The following is a 17538-nucleotide window of genomic DNA, read 5'->3' as shown; positions in this document are numbered from 1 at the left end:
CCACTATCGCCTCCCGCCCGAAGTTTATACAGTTCCTTAACTTCACAACTTTATGAAATTACTGTACGTTCTGAACCATGACGAAGGCAATCAGTGTGGCCGGACTCCACAAGTCCTTCGGCCGCACGCAGGCACTGGACGGGCTGGACCTGGCCGTCGAGACGGGCGAGGTGCACGGCTTCCTCGGTCCCAACGGGGCGGGGAAGTCCACGACCATCCGCGTTCTGCTGGGGCTGCTGCGGGCGGACCGTGGGGCCGCCCAGCTGCTCGGCGGGGACCCGTGGCGGGACGCGGTCGCACTGCACCGGCGCCTGGCCTACGTCCCCGGAGACGTCACGCTCTGGCGCAACCTCAGCGGCGGCGAGGTCATCGACCTGCTCGGGCGGCTGCGCGGCGGGCTGGACGAGGCGCGCAGGCGTCAACTGCTGGAGCGCTTCGAGCTGGACCCGACGAAGAAGGGCCGCGCGTACTCGAAGGGCAACCGGCAGAAGGTCGCGCTCGTCGCCGCGTTCTCCTCCGATGTGGAGCTGCTGATACTCGACGAGCCCACCTCCGGGCTGGACCCCCTGATGGAGGAGGTCTTCCGGGAGTGCGTCCGGGAGGAACGCGACCGCGGGCGCACGGTGCTGCTGTCCAGCCACATCCTCGGCGAGGTCGAGGCGCTGTGCGACCGGGTGAGCATCATCCGCAAGGGACGCACCGTCGAGACCGGCAGCCTGGCCGAGTTGCGGCACCTCACCCGCACCTCGGTCACCGCCGAGCTCGCCGGGCCGGCCGGCTCCCTGGCCGCCTTGCCCGGCGTGCACGACCTGGACATCCGGGGGAACCGGGTGAAACTCCAGGTCGAAGTGGGGGAACTGAACGCGGTGCTGCGGCATTTGAGCGAGGCCGGAGTGCGCAGCCTGACCAGCACGCCGCCCACGCTGGAGGAGCTGTTCCTGCGGCACTACGAGGCGGACGACGTCGCCGCCGCCGCCGGGGACAACGAGACCGCGGGCGTGACGGAGGCGGCGCGGTGAACCGGCAGGACGCACTCGCCGGGACGGCGGTGCTCACCCGCCTCGCGCTGCGCCGCGACCGGATCATGATCCCGGCGTGGACGGTGCCGATCGCTCTGCTCGTCGCCTCCACCGCCTCGGCCTTCGGCTCGCTGTACGACACCGCCGCCGAACGTGCCGAGGTCGCCGCGAGCACCGCGGGCAACGCCTCGCTCCGCGCGCTGTACGGGCCGGTCTTCGACCCCGGCATCGGCGGACTGACGGCCTGGCGCACGATGGCCTTCGGCGCCGCCGCGGCCGGGCTGATGGCCGTGCTCCTGGTCGTCCGGCACACCCGCGAGGAAGAGGAGGAGGGCCGGCTGGAACTCGTCGGCGCGGGTGCCGTCGGCCGCCGGGCACCGCTGGCCGCCGCCTTGGCCGCCGGTTTCGGGGCCTCCGCCGCACTCGGCGTCCTCGTCACGCTCGGGCTGCTCGGCCACGGCGCGCTCGGGGCCCTTGCCTTCGGATGTGCCTTCGCGGGCGTGGGCTGCGCCTTCGCCGCCGTCGGCGCGGTCGCCGCGCAGCTCACCGAGAGTGCCCGCGCCGCCCGGGGCATCGGCGGGGCCGTGCTCGGGCTCGCCTTCCTGCTGCGCGCCGCCGGGGACGGCGGCTCCGGCACCCTGACCTGGCTCTCGCCGCTCGGCTGGGCCGAGAACATACGCCCCTACGGCGGCGAACGCTGGTGGGTGCTCGGGCTGTTCGCCGCATGGGTCGCAGGGCTGGTCGCCCTCGCGTACGCCCTGGTCGCCCGACGGGACATCGACGCCTCCCTCATCCCGTCCCGTCCCGGTCCCGCCGCGGCCGGTCCACGGCTGCGGGGCGCGCAGGGCCTGGCCTGGCGGCTGCAGCGCGGCTCCCTGTGGGGCTGGGCGTCCGGCTTCGCCGTGGGCGGCGCCGCACTGGGCGCCCTGGCCGACGGGGCCACCGACCTCGTACGCGGCAATGAGCGACTCGCTGACGTCATCCGGGACATGGGCGGCGCGTCGGGTCTCGTCGACTCCTATCTCGCCTCGATGAGCGGCGTGATGGGCATGATCGCGGCGCTCTACGCCGTCCAGGCCGTCCTGCGGCTCCAGGGCGAGGAGAACTCCGGCCGCGCCGAACCCGTCCTCGCCACCGGTGTCGGCCGGGTCCGCTGGGCCGTGAGCCACACGCTTCTCGCCGCGGCCGGGTCAGTGCTGCTCCTGCTGGTGTCGGGGCTCGCCATGGGCCTCGGCTACGGAGCGACGACCCGGGAAACGGGGCATCAGATGGTGCGGCTGGCCGGCGCGGCCCTGGTGCAACTGCCCGCCGTGTGGTGCGTGGCGGCGGTCGCGCTCCTGCTGTACGGCGCCGTGCCCGGGGCCGCGCGGGCAAGTTGGGGCGTGGCCTCGCTGACCCTGGGGATCGGGCTGTACGGACCGGCGCTGAAACTCTCGCCCTGGGTGCTGGACCTGTCGGTCTTCACGCACCTGCCGAAAGCGCCGTCCGCGGAGGTCACCCCTGGCCCTCTGGTGCTCCTCACCGTGCTCGCGCTCGCCCTGGGCGCGGGCGGACTCGCGGCCCTGCGCCGCCGGGACCTCACCGCATGACGTCTTGGCCGCGGTGCGTCCCCGGCCGCCCGGGAAGACCGGGCGGCCGGGGGCGCGCCGGCGTTCAGCAGCTCACGCGCAGTTCGCGCAGACCGCGGATGACGTACCCCTCGTTCCACGCCGGATCCGCCACTAGTTCCAGCCGCGGCGCGCTCCGCAGGAGAGCCGAGAAGGACGCGGCGAGTTCGATGCGGGCCAGGGGCGCGCCGAGGCAGTAGTGCATACCGGCGCCGAAGGTGATGTGCGGGTTGTCGGGCCGCGTGAGGTCCAGGTGGTCCGGGTCGGCGAACCGCGCGGGGTCGCGGTTGGCGGATCCGAACAGCAGGGCCACTTCGCTGCCGCGCGGGATGACGGTGCCGCCGATCTCGATGTCGTCCAGCACCCACCGCTCGAACATCTGCAACGGCGTGTCGAAGCGCAGCAGTTCCTCGATCGCGGTCGGCAGCAGCTCCTCAGGTGCCGCGCGCAGCGCCGCCAGCTGCTCGGGGTGCCGGAACAACGTCCACCAGCCGTTCCCGGTGGTGTTGACGGTCGCCTCGTGCCCGGCGTTCAGCAGCAGCACGCAGGTGGAGATCATCTCCTGCCCGCTGAGCCGGTCCCCCTCGTCGTGCGCCGCGATCAGCGCGCTGATCAGGTCCTCTCCGGGCGCCTTGCGCCGCTCGGCGATCAGCTCGCGCAGGTACTCGGAGAACTCCACGCTCGCCCGGACCGCCCGCCGGGCGGCTTCCTCGGTCGGGTTGAGCTCGAACATCCCGACGATGTCCGACGACCACGGCCGCAGCAGGTGCCGGTCGCCGGCCGGTATCCCGAGCATCTCGGCGATGACGGCGACCGGCAGGGGTTCGGCGACGGCGGCGATCAGATCGCCGCCGCCTTCGGCGACCAGCCGCTCGACGAGCTCCCCGGCCAGGCGCTGGACGGTCGGAGTGAGCCGTTCGACCGTGCGCGGGGTGAAGGCCTTGGAGACCAGCCGCCGGATGCGGGTGTGGTCCGGGGCCTCCAGGTCCAGCAGGCCGTTGCCGTTGAGCACGGTGAAGGGCTCGTGCTCGGGCGGCGGCGGGGTGCGCCCGAAGTCCTCGTGGCTGAAGCGGTGCAGGTAGGTACGGCCGAGGCGGCGGTCCCGCAGCAGCGCGCTGACGTCCGCGTAGTGCGGGATCAGCCACTGGCCGCTGGGCTCGAACCAGTGCGCGCGGCCCTCCGCCCGAAGCCGGGAGTACGCCGGGTAGGGATCGGCCACGAACTCGGCCGACCAGGGATCGAAGGCGGTCGCAGGGCTGCTCATATGCGGAGACTACCCTCCGTCCCGTCAACCGCCAGGAGTGACCAGCCGCGCCTCGTACGCGAAGACCGCGGCCTGCGTCCGGTCGCGCAGCCCGAGCTTCACCAGCACGCGGCTCACGTGGGTCTTCACCGTCGACTCCGCGACCACCAGGTGCTCGGCGATCTCCGCGTTGGACAGTCCCTGGGCGACCAGCACCAGCACCTCGGTCTCACGCTCCGTGAGGTCCCCGACCCGCTCCTGCGCCGGCGGCCTCGGCGTGCCGAGCCGGTTGAACTCGGTGATGAGCCGCCTGGTGATCGCCGGGGCCAGCAGGGCGTCCCCGGCGGCGACGATCCGCACCCCGTCGGCGAGCTGGCGTGCGGAGGCGTCCTTGAGCAGGAAGCCCGACGCGCCCGCCCGCAGCGCCTGGTAGACGTACTCGTCCAGGTCGAAGGTGGTCAGCACCAGCACCTTGGCGTCGGCGTCCGCGGCGACGATCTCGCGGGTCGCCTCCAGCCCGTTCATCTCGGGCATGCGGATGTCCATCAGGACCACGTCCGGCCGCAGCGCCGCGACCTGCTCGACCGCCTGCCGGCCGTCGACGGCCTCGCCGACCACCTCGATGTCCCGCTGCGCGTTGAGCAGCACGGAGAACCCCTCGCGGACCATCATCTGGTCGTCCGCGATCAGCACCCGGATGGTGTTCCCCTTCATGCCCGCTCCCCGGGGACGGGGATGAAGACCGCGACCTCGTAACCGCCGTCGTCGGTGGTGCCGTCGGTCATCTCGCCGCCGAGCATCGTCACCCGCTCCCGCATGCCGGCTATCCCGTGCCCGGCGCCCGGTGAGGGCTTCGCGAGGCCGCGCGGCGGACCGTTGACGACGCGCAGGCCGATGCCGCCGAGGACGTAGGAGATCTCGACACGTGCGGCGGCGCCCGGCGCGTGCCGCAGCGTGTTGCTCAGCCCCTCCTGGATGATCCGGTACGCCGACAGCTCGACGCCCTGCGGCAGTTCGCGCACCGCGCCGGTGACCGTCCTCTCCACGCCGAGCCCCGCCTCGCGCACGTTGGCGATCAGCCGGTCGAGGTCGGCGAGCGTCGGCTGCGGGGCGTCCGGAGCCTGGTAGTCCTCCGCCCGTACGACGCCGAGCACCCGGCGCAGCTCGGTGAGGGCGATGACGGCGTTCTCCCGGATGATCGCGAAGCTCCGGGTCAGCTCCTCGGGCGGGTCCTCGACGCGGTAGGGGGCGGCCTCCGCCTGGATGGCGATCACCGACATGTGGTGGGCGACGACATCGTGCAGTTCGCGGGCGATGGTCGTGCGCTCCTCCAGCAGCGTGCGGCGGGTGCGTTCGACCTCGGTGACGGCGACCTGCGCGGCGACTTCCTTCTTGGAGTCACGCAGCCCGCGGACGGCCGCCACGACGAACAGCAGGATGCCGGACAGGAAGATCATGATGAACGGGTCGTCCCCGTACCAGCCCGCCAGTGAGTCGAACAGCAGCCCCAGCACGGCGGTGAGCAGCCACATCTCCGCGGCCACCCGGGCCCGGGTGCGGGCCGCCACCACCGCCATCACCGCCAGGTGCGAGACAAAACCGGTGTCCGTCCACGGCCCCGTGGACGACCAGCCGTCGGTGAACAGCAGCCCCGTCACCACCGTGGCCCCGAAGGACAGCCACCAGGCGCCGATCGGCCGGAACATCGTCGTCAGCAGCGGCACCCCGGCGAGAAGGGCGGCCAGGACACCGCCGAGCCCGCTGTTGCTCTCGGTCGCTGTCAGCATCAGCAGGAGCGCGAAGCCGGTCAGCACCGCGTGCGGCAGCCAGCGGGCGTACTTCCGCCACCGGCGCGGCGCCAGGCCGAGCAGGGCGTGCCCGTCGCGGAGCGGTGCCATCGGGTGGAAGGCGAAGGCGTCGGCGATCAGGTCCTGCCGCAGTCCGTTCAAGGCGCCGCGGACCATGCGGATCTCGGTCCGCAGCGTGGTCTGGCTTGTCTCGGTCACGCTCTCACCGTAGGGATCGGTCCGTTCGCCGTCGTCACCGCAGAAGATGACGTCCGGGCATCCGTCTCAAGTACGACACCGTCGTCACCAGGCCAGTTGCGCGATCTCCTCGGCGACCACGGCCGCCGCGTCGGCGTCGGGGTCGATGACCGGGAAGTGGCCCACGTCCGCCAGGAGCGTCAGCTGCGCCTCCTCGCCCGCCTCGGCCGTCGCGGTCACGAAGGCCTCGGCCACCCGGGCCGGCACCACGGTGTCGGCGCTGCCGTGCACGACGGTCACGGGGATGCCGGTGGGCAGCAGCGCGGCCGGATCGGTCTCGGGGCCGCGCAGCGCCAGCTGCTCCGGGCCGCCGAGCAGTTCCGCGACCGCGCCGGAGCACACGTCCAGCTCCACCGCGGTCGCGAAGTCCGCCAGCGGCGACAGCGCGACCACCCCGCGCAGCGGCGCGGGCGCCGGGCGGTACCAGCGCGACTGCGGCGGCAGCACGTGCCGGGCCGCCGCCCACAGCGCGAGATGACCGCCGGCGGAGTGCCCGGCGAGCACGATCCGCCGGGCGTCCACAGCCTGTGCGCCCAGGGCCGCGACGGCCAGCTCCGGCACGGCGTCCACGGCCGCGGCCACGTCGTCGAAGGTGTCCGGCCAGCGTCCCGCGACCGGACCGCCGTTGCCCCGGCGGTACTCCACCGAAGCCACCGCGAAGCCGCGCCGCGCCAGGAACGCCGCGAGCGGCGAGACGTGCCGCCGGTCGTACGCGGCCCGCCAGGCGCCGCCGTGGAAGAACACCACGAGCGGCCCCGGCCGCCCCTGCGCGGCGACGCCCGGGCGGTGGAAGTCGATGATCTGGTCGGGGTGTTCGCCGTACGCGGCGGTGGCATCCGGCGCCACGGGGGCGTGCCCCAGCGCCGACGCCTCCTCGGCGGCCTCCCGCAGCGCGGCCCCCTGCCCCGCCCCGGCGACGCCGGCCGTGGTGGTCTCGCTCGGCCCGGAGGCCGTCACCGGCCGGCCGGCGGAGGCGGGGGGCGGGGTGGGGTCGTGCATGCTTACCGGCTTCCTTCGAGAACCTCGGCGAGGACCCGCGCCGCGCGCTCCGCGTCAGCGAACCTCGTGTACAGCGGGGTGAATCCGAAGCGGAGGATATCCGGCTCCCGGAAGTCCCCCACCACGCCCCGTCCGATGAGTCCGGCCATCACCGCGCCCGCGTCAGCGCACCGCAGCGCGACCTGGCTGCCGCGTTCGGCGTGCGCGGCCGGGGTCACCGCGGTGACCTCGCCCGACGGGACGTACGCGGCCACGCATTCCAGGAAGAAGTCGGTCAGGGCCAGGCTCTTGGCCCGCACGGCGCCCAGGGACACGCCGTCCCAGACGTCGAGGGCCGTGTCCAGTGCCAGCAGCGACAGGATCTCCGGGGTGCCGACCCGGCCGCGGACGCTGCCGTCGGCGGGACGGTAGGCGGCCTCCATCGCGAACGGGTCGCGGTGGGAGTTCCAGCCCGGCAGCGGCGAGTCGAAGCGCGGCTGCAGGTCACGGCGGACGTACAGGTACGCGGGCGCGCCAGGGCCCCCGTTGAGGTACTTGTACGTGCAGCCGACCGCCAGGTCCACGCCGTGCTCGTCCAGGCCCACCGGCAGGGCCCCCGCCGTGTGGCACAGGTCCCAGACCACCAGCGCGCCGGCCGCGTGGAGCGCGGCGGTGGTGCCCGGCAGGTCGTTCAGCCGGCCGGTGCGGTAGTCGACGTGGTTGACCAGCGCGACGGCGGTGCCCGGGCCGGCCGCGGCGGCGAGGCCGGCCGCGTCGACCGCGCGGATCGAGCAGCCGGTCATCCGGGCGGCCGACTCGGCGAGGTAGCCGTCGGTGGGGAAGGTCGTGGCGTCGACCAGCACCTCGGTGCGGCCCGGGTCGGCCTGCTGGGCCATCCGAACGGCGCCCACGACGGCCTTGAAGACATTGACGCTGGTGGAGTCGCCGACCACGACCTGGCCGGCGGCGGCGCCGATCAGCGCGCCGACGCGGTCGCCGATCCGCTCGGGCGCGGTCCACCAGCCGCTCTCGGTCCACGAGCGGATGCGCAGCGAGCCCCACTCGCGCGCGATGACGTCCGCGATCCGGTCCGGCACCCCGGCGGGCAGCGCGCCCAGCGAGTTGCCGTCCAGGTAGACGGTGTGCTCGGAGTCGTCCAGCACGAAGCGGTCGCGGACCTTGGCCAGTTCGTCGGCGGTGTCGAGGCGCAGCGCCTTCGCCGCCGGGGTCTCGGGGAGGTGTGTGGTGTCAGACATGGCTGCGGGCCGTCCAGAGTTCGGGGAACACATTCTTCGTGGCGCGCTTCTCCAGCCAGGCGACTCCCGCGGAGCCGCCCGTGCCGGTCTTGGCACCCATCGCGCGGCGGGTGGCGACCAGGTGGTCGTTGCGCCAGCGCCAGACCAGTTCCGCGACCTCGGTCAGCGCCTCGCCGAGCCGCACCAGGTCGGCTTCCTGGTCACCGGAGTAGATCTCCTGCCAGGCCCGCTCGACAGCCGGATCGCCCTCGTACCGCTGGGACAGGTCGTCCCGCGCCGGGATCGGGTACCCGCGGCGCGCCAGCAGGCGCAGCACCTCGTCGTACAGGCTCGGCTCGTGGAGCGCCTTCTCCAGCTCGGCGTGGACGCGCGGCGAGCCCCGGTGCGGCACCAGCATGGAGGCCGACTTCTCGCCGAGCAGGAACTCCATCCGCCGGTACATCGCGGACTGGAAGCCGGAACCCTCGCCGAGCGCGGCGCGGTAGGCGTTGAACTGCGCCGGCGTGAGGTGCGCCAGCGGCTCCCACGACGCGTTCAGCGACCGCAGTTCGTACGTGCTGCGCCCCAGCGCGGCCATCGCGGTGGACAGGTCGTCGGCCGCCAGCGCCCGGGAGGCGGTCTCCCACTCGTGCACGATGACGGTGAACCACAGCTCCATGACCTGGGTGGTCACCAGGAAGACCATCTCGCCGGGGTCTTCGGAGCGGAGGTGCTGAAGATGGGTGAGGACGTCCGCCTGCACGTAGTCCTCGTACGGGGTGGTTCCCTCGAAATCCAGGTGCGGGGCCTCGGGGGCCGCCTGGGAAACATCGGGGTGGTGGGACATCGGTGTCTCCGTGAATACGAGCTACCGGGTAGCGGTCTGCCCCCCGCCGTCCGACGGCGGGCCCCGGTCCCCTCGGGTCCGCGCTCACGCGGGCCGGACCCATCGCGCATCATCCGTGGTCGGGGCCCGGTCCGGCAAGCCCCTCCCACCTGCCGCGATGGTCCTGGGTCTGCCGTTCCGGGCCCCGCGGGCCGTCAGCCCAGCGTGTCGGCCGCGGTCGGGGAGGAGTCGCGCAGGAAGCCCGAGCAGCGCTCGTACTCCTCCTTCTCGCCGATCGACTGGGCGGCCCGCGCCAGTGCGTGCAGGGCGCGCAGGAAACCGCGGTTGGGCTCGTGCTCCCAGGGCACCGGGCCGTGGCCCTTCCAGCCGCTGCGGCGCAGCGCGTCCAGGCCGCGGTGATATCCGGTGCGCGCGTAGGCGTACGACTCGACGACCCGGCCGCCGGCGAAGGCGTCGTCCGCCAGCTCCGCCCAGGCCAGGGAAGAGGTCGGGTACTTCGCGGCGACGTCCGCGGCAACCGCTCCGGAGGCGAGCAGCTCACGCGGCTCGGGTTCGTCGGGCAGGTTCGTCGGGGGCGGTCCCCCGAGCAGGTTCTCGTGAATGGCCATGGGCCCCAGTATGGCCGGGGCCCGGCCCCTCCACCTGGAGGGACCGGGCCCGGTGCCGCTGCCGTTCGCGCGGGCGACGGCTACTTCATCCTGGTACCGGCGGAACGCAGGTCGTGGCAGGCCTCGAGGACGCGGGCGGCCATGCCGCCCTCGGCCGCCTTGCCCCAGGTGCGCGGGTCGTAGTGCTTCTTGCTGCCGACCTCGCCGTCGACCTTCAGCACACCGTCGTAGTTGCGGAACATGTGCTCCACGACCGGGCGCGTGAAGGCGTACTGGGTGTCGGTGTCGAGGTTCATCTTGACGACACCGTTCTCCAGCGCCGTGGCGATCTCCTGCTTGGTGGAGCCGGAGCCGCCGTGGAAGACGAACCAGAACGGCTCCTGCTTGCCGTACTTGGCGCCCACGCCCGCCTGGAGGTCCTTGAGGAGATCGGGGCGGAGCACGACGTTGCCCGGCTTGTAGACGCCGTGGACGTTGCCGAAGGAGGCGGCGAGCAGGTAGCGGCCCTTCTCGCCCAGGCCGAGGGCCTCGGCGGTGCGCAGCGCGTCCTCGACGGTGGTGTACAGCTCGTCGTTGATCTCGTGGGTGACGCCGTCCTCCTCGCCGCCGGTGGGGGTGATCTCCACCTCGAGGATGATCTTCGCCTTGGCGGCCTCGGCCAGCAGCTCCTGCGCGATGGCGAGGTTGTGGTCGAGGGTCTCGGCGGAGCCGTCCCACATGTGCGACTGGAACAGCGGGTTGCGGCCGGCGGCCACGCGCTCCTGGGACAGCTTGAGCAGCGGGCGCACATAGCCGTCGAGCTTGTCCTTCGGGCAGTGGTCGGTGTGCAGCGCGACGTTGACCGGGTACTTCTCGGCGACGATGTGCGCGAACTCGGCAAGCGCCACCGAACCAGTGACCATGTCCTTGTTGTACTGGCCACCGAGGAACTCGGCGCCGCCCGTCGAGATCTGGACGATGCCGTCGCTCTCCGCCTCCGCGAAGCCGCGCAGCGCGGCGTGCAGGGTCTGGGTCGAGGTCACGTTGATGGCCGGGTAGGCGAACCTGCCTGCCTTCGCCCGGTCGAGCATCTCGCTGTAGATCTCGGGGGTTGCGATGGGCATGTGTCCGCTCCTTGTGATGTGCGGGTTGTTCGGTGAGTGACCCTGACCTGGGATCGACGTCATCGTCGCCCCCATCTTGGCAGACGACCGCATCAGCTCCACACTATGCGCACCGCGGACATACGTCAGGGGTCGGTGGTTTCACGTGAAACCACCGACCCCTGACGAAAACCCCTGCTCAGGACGGAAGTCAGGCCAGTTCCAGGTCCTCGAGGCCGAAGACCTGGAGGTACGGAAGGCCCGCCTCCGCGACGGCCGGCGCGGCGCCGCGCTCGACGATCACGGCCACGGCGACCACCTCGGCGCCGGCCTCACGGGCGGCCTCCACGGCGGTCAGCGGGGAACCGCCGGTGGTGGAGGTGTCCTCGACGACCAGCACCCTGCGGCCCGCGATGTCCGGGCCCTCGATGCGGCGCTGCATGCCGTGCGCCTTCTGTGCTTTGCGGACGACGAACGCGTCCAGCTTCCGGCCGCGCGCGGCGGCGGCGTGCAGCATCGAGGTGGCGACCGGGTCGGCGCCCAGGGTCAGCCCACCGACGGCGTCGAAGTCCAGGTCGGCGGTGGCGTCCAGCATGACCTGGCCGACCAGCGGGGCGGCCTCGGCGTCCAGCGTGATCCGGCGCAGGTCGATGTAGTAGTCGGCCTCGATGCCCGACGACAGGGTCACCTTGCCGTGCACCACGGCCTTGTCCTTGATCTGCCGCAGCAGGGCTTCACGCGCGTCGCTCATGGTCACGAGCCTATCCGAGCCGTTCCCAGGCCCAGGTCGCGCGCATCTCCAGCGGCTCGATGGGGGTGACCAGCCGCGGGTCGGTGTTGAGGCCGTTGGGCGGGCCGGACTGCGGTTCGACGCAGATCGCCTCGGGCTGCTCGTCGTACAGGACCACCCACGGCGCCGGGCTGGTGACCCGCAGCAGCAGTTCACCCGGCCAGGTCAGCGTCACGTCCACACCGTCCGGCATGCCGAAGCAGTCGTCCCACGGGCGCGGCGTGGGGTCGATCCGGCGTCCGTCGGGCAGGTGGTCCTCGCCGCGCTCCTCCATCCAGCCCGGGGAGAAGGCGATCTCGGCGTCCTGGCCGCCGCGTCCGAGGTTGCGGTGGAACCACGGGTGCCAGCCGGCCTGGGCGGGGAAGGAGTCGCCGATGGTCTCCACGCTCATGGTGAGCTCGGCGTGGTCCTCGGCGAGTGCGAAGCGCTGGGTGACCCGGCCCTTGTACGGCCAGGGCTCGGCGAGGTCGTAGTAGAAGCTGACCTCGGTGGCGGTGCCGCCCGGCGCCTGCTGCCAGGCGGTGTGCCGGCCGGTGCCGTGGATGGCGTGGGGTCCGGCGTCACGCGGCAGCTGGTGCAGCACGCCACCGTTGCGGAACTGCCCGTCCCGGGTACGGCCGCACCACGGCACCATCGGGAAGGAGCCGAATTTCTCGCCCTGCCTGAGCAGCTCCACGCCGTCGACGGTCAGCGAGGCGACGCGGCAGCCGCGATCCGGGTGGATCGTCAGCCGCGCCTGCCCTGCATCGAGTTGGACTGCGTGCTCGTCGGTTCGCCCGTCATGGGTCTGGTCCGTGGCCACGCACCAGACCCTACGGGAACGACCGCCTGCGGCGCCTCAGTACGCGCCCCGCGACCACCGCCGACAGCAGGAGCGCGGCCGCGGCCGGGGCGTAGCGGCGCAGCGAGGCCGTGGCCGAACCGTTCTGCGGGGCGGGCACGGGGGCGTACCGGCCGCGCGGCGGGGCGTGGTCGACCTCCTCGGCGCTGCGGCCGATGAGGGTGCGGCGGGCGTAGGCGGCCTCGGCAGGCAGGTCGATCCCTGCGGGGTCCTCGGGGACGTCCGGGACCCGGCCGATGGGGCCGATGCCGTCGATGTCCTCGTCCCCGTCGAGATCGTCCGAGAGATCGTCGTCGAGGTCGCCCTCCAGGTCGCCCTCCAGGTCGCCGGGGAGGTGACCGGCGAGCGGGCCGGATTCCTCGGGCTCCCCCGGTCGGCGGGTCTCGCGCGCCTCGTGTACGTCGTGCACGTCGTGCACGGTGAACTCGTCGACCTGCGCGGGCAGGTCCTCCTCGGCGAGGTCCACCAGCCCGGCGATCTCCTCGATGCCCTCCCCGGCCGGCTCCAGGTCGGAGGTGAGGGCGGCGGCAAACCGGTCCAGCAGCCGTACGCCCGCGGCAGCCGCCACGGTGTCGTCGTACTCCGCGAGCCGGCCGTCGGCCTGCGCCCCGCCGGTGAAGGTCAGCAGCGTCCCGCCCGACACGGCGTCCACACCGACCTCCAGCGCCAGCTTGACCGTGCCGGTCCCGCGGGCCTCCACCGCCTCGCCCTCCACGGACAGGCCGCCGCCGCGCGGGGCCAGCCGGAGGGTGCCGCGGTAGGTGATCGTGGAGCCGCCGATACGGAGCCTCAGGCGGCCGGCGAGGCCCTCGGCGGCGCCGGCGTCACGCTGGAGCCCGGGAACGCAACGGGCGACGCGTTCCAGGTCGGCGAGCGCCTGGCGAATGGTTTCGGCCGGAAACGGAACGAACACCTCATGCGGCTCCATGCGGGCGAGCCTAATCGCCCCCAGCACGATCCGGTGGGCGATCGGCCCGGGTTCGCGCCCCCGGGTGGCGTCACCGATCCGCTCAGCCCGTGCGCGGGTGCATCAGTGTGGAGGGCGGCAGGCCCCGCAGTGCCGACGCGCGGGCCCGCCGCGCGGCGGCGGCGAGCGACGCGGGGGACAGCGAACGCAGCCGGGGGGCGTCCACCGCCAGACCCAGCGACGGGACGCGGTGCCGGGCCGCGAGGACGAAGCCCCAGTCGCCGCCCCGGCCGCCGGCGCCGATCCAGTAGTCGGCGGTACGCAGCCCCGTCGCGCGCACGGTGGCGTCGACGGTCCAGAAGCCGCTGCGCGACGCCCCGGGTGCGCCCGCGTGCACGGCCAACCGCCCGTCCGGGGCCAGTACGCGCTCGGCCAGCCCGTAGAACTCCTGCGAGTACAGCTTCGCGCTGCGCGAGATCCCCGGATCGGGCAGATCGGCCAGCACGACGTCGTACCCCCGCGTCGGCGACCCCGGACCCGGGCCCGGCAGCGCCCGGCGCAGCCAGTCGAAGGCGTCCCCGGCCCGCACACGCACCCGGGGGTCGCGGTAGGCGTGCCGGTTCAGCCGGGAGAGCTCCGGGTCGGTGCGGGCGAGGGCGACGAGTTCGGCGTCAAGGTCGACGAGCGTCACCGAGCGGACGCCGGGGTAGCGCAGCACCTCCCGCAGCGCGAGGCCGTCGCCCCCGCCGAGGATGAGGACACGGCGGTGCGGACCGGCCATCGCGGGGTGGACCAGGGCCTCGTGGTAGCGGTACTCGTCACGGCCGGACACGCGCAGCCGCCCGTCGAGGTAGAGCCGCAGCGGAGAATCGGTGACCACGACCTCCTGCACAGCGGTCCGCTCGGCCAGCCGCACATGACCGCCGTACACCGCCTCCCGCGCCGCCCGTTCGAAGGGCCCGGCCGCCCAGGCCGCACCGGCCAGCACCGCCAGGACGGCGACATTGGCGGCGAGCAGTCGCACGCGCGCCCGAGCGGTGACGTCGGCGCGGAAGAGCCACAGCACGATGAGGCCGCCCGCGACCGCGTTGACCGCGCCCGTGAGCAGCGCCCCGGTCAACTGGCCCAGGACGGGTAGCAGAAGGAAGGGGAAGGCGAGCCCGCCGACCAGGGCGCCCACATAGTCCGCGGCGAAGAGGTCGGCGACCGCGCCTCCCGCGTCCTGCCTGCGGATCCGCTGGATCAGCGTCATCAGCAGCGGGACCTCGGCCCCGATCAGCACCCCGATCGCGAACGCGAAGCCCACCATGGCCGCACGGGACTGGCCGCACCAGGCGAAGCCTGCGTACAGCCCCATCACCGACAGCCCGCCGACCAGCGCCAGCACGATCTCCACCCCGGCGAAGCCGACCGCCGGCGCGCAGTTGAGCCGCTTGGCGAGCAGGGAGCCGACGCCCATGGCGAAGACCATCACCGACAGCACGATGGACGCCTGGGTGACGGAGTCGCCCACCAGGTAGGAGGCGAGGGCGACCAGTTCGAGCTCGTACACCAGCCCGCACGCGGCGCAGACGAAAACCGCGGCCAGCACCAGCGCCCGTGCCCGTCCCGCCGGGACGGGCAGCCGGAGCCCGCCGGCCTGCCCCGCCGGGGCCTGTGACCCGGCCGCGATGGAGGTCGACTGGTCGATCATGTATGAACGCTATGTCACGTTTATGGCGTCACACGTCACCCACAGGGGTGCGATGGGTGGCACCCGGCGGCGCGTTGACGCTCCGGAGGTCGCCCGCCGTACCCACGCTCACGTCTGCGCGCTCAGCCTCGACCTGGTCGCGACCAGCCGCCCCTCCTGGGGATACGCGTGCCAGGTGCGCCACAGCACGCTCCCGCCGCTGTACTGCACGAGCATCGCGGTGAACGCGTGCGGATCACCGGGAAACGTCCCGGCCAGGCCATTGGGGTGATCGGCCACGAGCGCGAGCAACTCCTGCGCCCGTCCGGCGAAGCCGCCCCACGACAGCGTCTCGATCCGCGCCGCGAACTCGTAGTCCCAGCCGGCCACCCGTCTGGCCACCCCGAAGGGCAGCGGCGTGCTGCTGCCGGGCATGCACGCCACGGTCTCCGAGCACCGGCCGCTCGGCGAGTCCAGGACAACCTGGTGCGACGCACCGAGCAGCCGCATCTGGACCTGGACTGCGGGCGCGGCGCCCGCCGTCCCGATGCCCGGGAGTTCACGGTCGAGCACGGCAAGCGCCGGCAACTCTTCCTTTCCCAGACACCAGGCCAGGTCCCCGGCGCAGGTGTCGGTGTAGGCGGTCTGAAGGGTCGTGAGCATGGAGTCGGCTCCGCAGGCACATCGCGAGCAAGCAGGGAAGGAGAAGGAGGGAACCAGGGCGGGCAGGGGAAGAAGGCCGGGAAGGGAAAAATTCACGCGGAAGAAGACGGGACGACCCGCGCCTGTGGGAAAAACGCCCGTCGGCTTGCGCCCACGCAGGGGTCGGAGAATACGCAATCATGAAAGGCGCGCCGTCTTCAGCGTTTTTACCCATCTCCACCCGCTTTACATCCCCAAGGACGCCTACCGGTTCAGGTGTTCACCACAAATACGCCCGACGGGCGGGTAACCCGCCGGGCGCATATGCGATTCGGCACGGGCAATGCGCAATTTCGTATCGTCAGCTTCCGCCACCGCAGCCGCCCCCGCCGCCGCAGGAACTGCCCCCGCCGCAGGAGGAGTGTCCACCGCCGCCACCGCACGAGTGGTGGCCTCCGTGGCCTCCGTCGCCTCCCCCGTGGTGACTCCCGTGGCCACCGTGGTGACCCCCGTGGTGGCCACCGCCTCCCCCGTGCTGCGACGGGCCGCCGTCCCCCGCCCACCAGGCGCCGGCCGCCGCCCCACCGGCGTCGGCGGCCGACGAGCCGTACCCGCGCCGGCCGTTGCGGCGCCCCCGATTGCCGTTCCTGGCACTCGCGATCACCAGTGTCAGCACCAGGCCGAACCCGATGAAGACGATCAGCAGAATGACAAGAGGACCCATCGGTACCACCCCCGCTTTCCTTGCTTTCCGTTGTGCCCCGGTGATGCCCCCGCCCCTCGCGGCCGAAAGCAAAGTTGAGGAAGTCCAGAGGTTCAGCGGAGGATGGCGGACATGACCTCCTCGCGACCCCCGCTCAACCGCGCACTCGCGGAGTTCGGCACCACCGTCTTCGCCGAGATGTCGGCCCTCGCCGCCCGCACCGGCGCGATCAACCTCGGCCAGGGATTCCCCGACACCGACGGCCCCGAGGAGGTCCGCGAGGCCGCCGTCCGGGCGCTGCGCGACGGCCGCGGCAACCAGTACCCGCCCGGCCCCGGCGTGCCGGAACTACGGCAGGCCGTCGCGGCTCACCAGGCGCGCTTCCACGGCCTGGCCTACGACCCGGACACCGAGGTGCTGGTCACCGCCGGCGCCACCGAGGGCATCGCCGCCGCCATGCTGGGCCTGCTGGAACCGGGCGACGAGGTGATCGCCTTCGAGCCCTTCTACGACTCGTACGCCGCCTGCATCGCCATGGCCGGCGCCGTCCGCGTCCCCCTCACCCTGCGCGCCCCCGGCTTCCGCCCCGACCTCGACGCGCTGCGTGACGCGATCACCCCCCGCACCCGGCTGCTGCTGCTCAACAGCCCCCACAACCCCACCGGGACGGTGCTCAGCCGCGAGGAACTGACCGCCATCGCGGAACTGGTCCTCGAGCACGACCTGCTGGTCGTCACGGACGAGGTCTACGAGCATCTGACCTACGACACCGGGCACATCCCGCTCGCCGCCCTCGCCGACCGCTTCCCGGGCCTGCGCGAGCGCGTCGTCACCATCTCCAGCGCGGGCAAGACCTTCTCCTACACCGGCTGGAAGGTCGGCTGGGTCACCGCCGCCCCGCCCCTGGTCAGCGCGGTCCGCGCGGCCAAGCAGTATCTGACGTACGTGGCCTCCGGCCCCTTCCAGTACGCCGTCGCCGAGGCCCTCGCCCTTCCCGACGCCTATTTCCGGGACTTCCGCGACGGCCTGCGGCGCAAGCGCGACCTGCTCGCGGACGGCCTGCGCGCGGCGGGATTCGAGGTCTACCGGCCACAGGGCACCTACTTCATCACCACCGACATCACGCCCTTCGGCGAGAAGGACGCCTACGCCTTCTGCCGCGCCCTCCCCGAACGCTGCGGCGTCGTCGCCGTCCCCAACTCCGTCTTCTACGACGATCCCGACGCCGGCCGCAGCCAGGTCCGCTTCGCCTTCTGCAAGCGGGACGACGTCCTCACCGAAGCGGCCACCCGCCTCCGCGAGGCGTTCGCCGGCTGACC

16 protein-coding genes are annotated in these 17538 nt (G+C 72.8%); 3 read left to right on the top strand and 13 right to left on the bottom strand.

Annotated features, from left to right (window positions below; genetic code table 11):
* The first annotated feature begins 77 nt into the window (after positions 1 to 77).
* Positions 78 to 1019, top strand: a complete 942-nt coding sequence (locus RV983_RS19805; protein WP_475987094.1) for an ABC transporter ATP-binding protein — start codon at positions 78 to 80, stop codon at positions 1017 to 1019.
* Positions 1016 to 2608: an ABC transporter permease gene (locus RV983_RS19800; protein WP_475987093.1), complete on the top strand. Its 1593-nt coding sequence runs from the start codon at positions 1016 to 1018 to the stop codon at positions 2606 to 2608. The genes RV983_RS19805 and RV983_RS19800 overlap by 4 nt, the downstream gene beginning before the upstream one ends.
* A 64-nt stretch (positions 2609 to 2672) precedes the next feature.
* On the opposite strand, the gene RV983_RS19795 is transcribed toward RV983_RS19800, so the two are convergent.
* The 13 genes from RV983_RS19795 to RV983_RS19735 all read right to left on the bottom strand — a co-directional run bounded on the left by RV983_RS19795 (position 2673) and on the right by RV983_RS19735 (position 15537).
* A complete protein-coding gene (locus RV983_RS19795; protein ID WP_475987092.1) occupies positions 2673 to 3890 on the bottom strand; it encodes a cytochrome P450 in 1218 nt (405 codons plus the stop codon).
* Positions 3891 to 3914: 24 nt separating this feature from the next.
* On the bottom strand, positions 3915 to 4583 hold the full coding sequence (locus tag RV983_RS19790; RefSeq protein WP_475987091.1) for a response regulator: 669 nt from the start codon (positions 4581 to 4583) through the stop codon (positions 3915 to 3917).
* Complete coding sequence (locus tag RV983_RS19785) at positions 4580 to 5875, bottom strand: sensor histidine kinase (protein ID WP_475987090.1); 1296 nt, start codon at positions 5873 to 5875, stop codon at positions 4580 to 4582. Before RV983_RS19785 ends, RV983_RS19790 begins: the two co-directional genes overlap by 4 nt.
* An 84-nt stretch (positions 5876 to 5959) precedes the next feature.
* The gene (locus tag RV983_RS19780; RefSeq protein WP_475987089.1) at positions 5960 to 6913 is read right to left on the bottom strand and encodes an alpha/beta hydrolase family protein; all 954 of its coding nucleotides are present in this window, start codon (positions 6911 to 6913) and stop codon (positions 5960 to 5962) included.
* Between the two features lie 2 nt (positions 6914 to 6915).
* A complete protein-coding gene (kynU, locus tag RV983_RS19775; protein ID WP_475987088.1) occupies positions 6916 to 8148 on the bottom strand; it encodes a kynureninase in 1233 nt (410 codons plus the stop codon).
* Positions 8141 to 8974: a tryptophan 2,3-dioxygenase family protein gene (locus RV983_RS19770; protein ID WP_475987087.1), complete on the bottom strand. Its 834-nt coding sequence runs from the start codon at positions 8972 to 8974 to the stop codon at positions 8141 to 8143. The genes kynU and RV983_RS19770 overlap by 8 nt, the downstream gene beginning before the upstream one ends.
* A 194-nt stretch (positions 8975 to 9168) precedes the next feature.
* Positions 9169 to 9582 (bottom strand): DUF3151 domain-containing protein, encoded by a 414-nt coding sequence (locus tag RV983_RS19765; protein WP_475987086.1) that lies wholly within the window; start codon positions 9580 to 9582, stop codon positions 9169 to 9171.
* A gap of 80 nt (positions 9583 to 9662) precedes the next feature.
* Positions 9663 to 10685, bottom strand: a complete 1023-nt coding sequence (gene fbaA, locus RV983_RS19760) for a class II fructose-bisphosphate aldolase (RefSeq protein ID WP_475987085.1) — start codon at positions 10683 to 10685, stop codon at positions 9663 to 9665.
* Between the two features lie 190 nt (positions 10686 to 10875).
* Positions 10876 to 11415 carry an orotate phosphoribosyltransferase gene (gene pyrE, locus RV983_RS19755; RefSeq protein ID WP_475987084.1) on the bottom strand — a complete coding sequence of 180 codons (540 nt, stop codon included), beginning with the start codon at positions 11413 to 11415 and terminating at the stop codon, positions 10876 to 10878.
* Positions 11416 to 11425: 10 nt separating this feature from the next.
* Positions 11426 to 12256 (bottom strand): aldose epimerase family protein, encoded by an 831-nt coding sequence (locus RV983_RS19750; protein ID WP_475987083.1) that lies wholly within the window; start codon positions 12254 to 12256, stop codon positions 11426 to 11428.
* A gap of 10 nt (positions 12257 to 12266) precedes the next feature.
* Positions 12267 to 13223: an SRPBCC domain-containing protein gene (locus tag RV983_RS19745; protein ID WP_475987082.1), complete on the bottom strand. Its 957-nt coding sequence runs from the start codon at positions 13221 to 13223 to the stop codon at positions 12267 to 12269.
* An 82-nt stretch (positions 13224 to 13305) separates the two neighbouring features.
* Entirely contained in the window at positions 13306 to 14895 is a 1590-nt protein-coding gene (locus tag RV983_RS19740) for a polyamine aminopropyltransferase (protein WP_475987081.1), read from the bottom strand.
* A gap of 108 nt (positions 14896 to 15003) precedes the next feature.
* Positions 15004 to 15537 carry a DUF2617 family protein gene (locus RV983_RS19735; protein WP_475987080.1) on the bottom strand — a complete coding sequence of 178 codons (534 nt, stop codon included), beginning with the start codon at positions 15535 to 15537 and terminating at the stop codon, positions 15004 to 15006.
* Between the two features lie 805 nt (positions 15538 to 16342).
* Here RV983_RS19735 and RV983_RS19730 point away from each other — a divergent pair.
* Complete coding sequence (locus tag RV983_RS19730; RefSeq protein ID WP_475987079.1) at positions 16343 to 17536, top strand: pyridoxal phosphate-dependent aminotransferase; 1194 nt, start codon at positions 16343 to 16345, stop codon at positions 17534 to 17536.
* The last annotated feature ends 2 nt before the right edge of the window (positions 17537 to 17538 follow it).

Source organism: Streptomyces sp. RLA123, assembly GCF_056270165.1.
This window is presented reverse-complemented; position numbering and strand designations above follow the sequence as displayed.

Coding starts and splice junctions, on each gene's coding strand:
- RV983_RS19805 (WP_475987094.1), top strand. CDS start 78: ATGACGAAGGCAATCAGTGTGGCCGGACTCCACAAGTCCTTCGGCCGC.
- RV983_RS19795 (WP_475987092.1), bottom strand. CDS start 3,890: ATGAGCAGCCCTGCGACCGCCTTCGATCCCTGGTCGGCCGAGTTCGTG.
- RV983_RS19790 (WP_475987091.1), bottom strand. CDS start 4,583: ATGAAGGGGAACACCATCCGGGTGCTGATCGCGGACGACCAGATGATG.
- RV983_RS19780 (WP_475987089.1), bottom strand. CDS start 6,913: ATGCACGACCCCACCCCGCCCCCCGCCTCCGCCGGCCGGCCGGTGACG.
- kynU (WP_475987088.1), bottom strand. CDS start 8,148: ATGTCTGACACCACACACCTCCCCGAGACCCCGGCGGCGAAGGCGCTG.
- RV983_RS19770 (WP_475987087.1), bottom strand. CDS start 8,974: ATGTCCCACCACCCCGATGTTTCCCAGGCGGCCCCCGAGGCCCCGCAC.
- RV983_RS19765 (WP_475987086.1), bottom strand. CDS start 9,582: ATGGCCATTCACGAGAACCTGCTCGGGGGACCGCCCCCGACGAACCTG.
- fbaA (WP_475987085.1), bottom strand. CDS start 10,685: ATGCCCATCGCAACCCCCGAGATCTACAGCGAGATGCTCGACCGGGCG.
- pyrE (WP_475987084.1), bottom strand. CDS start 11,415: ATGAGCGACGCGCGTGAAGCCCTGCTGCGGCAGATCAAGGACAAGGCC.
- RV983_RS19745 (WP_475987082.1), bottom strand. CDS start 13,223: ATGGAGCCGCATGAGGTGTTCGTTCCGTTTCCGGCCGAAACCATTCGC.
- RV983_RS19740 (WP_475987081.1), bottom strand. CDS start 14,895: ATGATCGACCAGTCGACCTCCATCGCGGCCGGGTCACAGGCCCCGGCG.
- RV983_RS19735 (WP_475987080.1), bottom strand. CDS start 15,537: ATGCTCACGACCCTTCAGACCGCCTACACCGACACCTGCGCCGGGGAC.
- RV983_RS19730 (WP_475987079.1), top strand. CDS start 16,343: ATGGCGGACATGACCTCCTCGCGACCCCCGCTCAACCGCGCACTCGCG.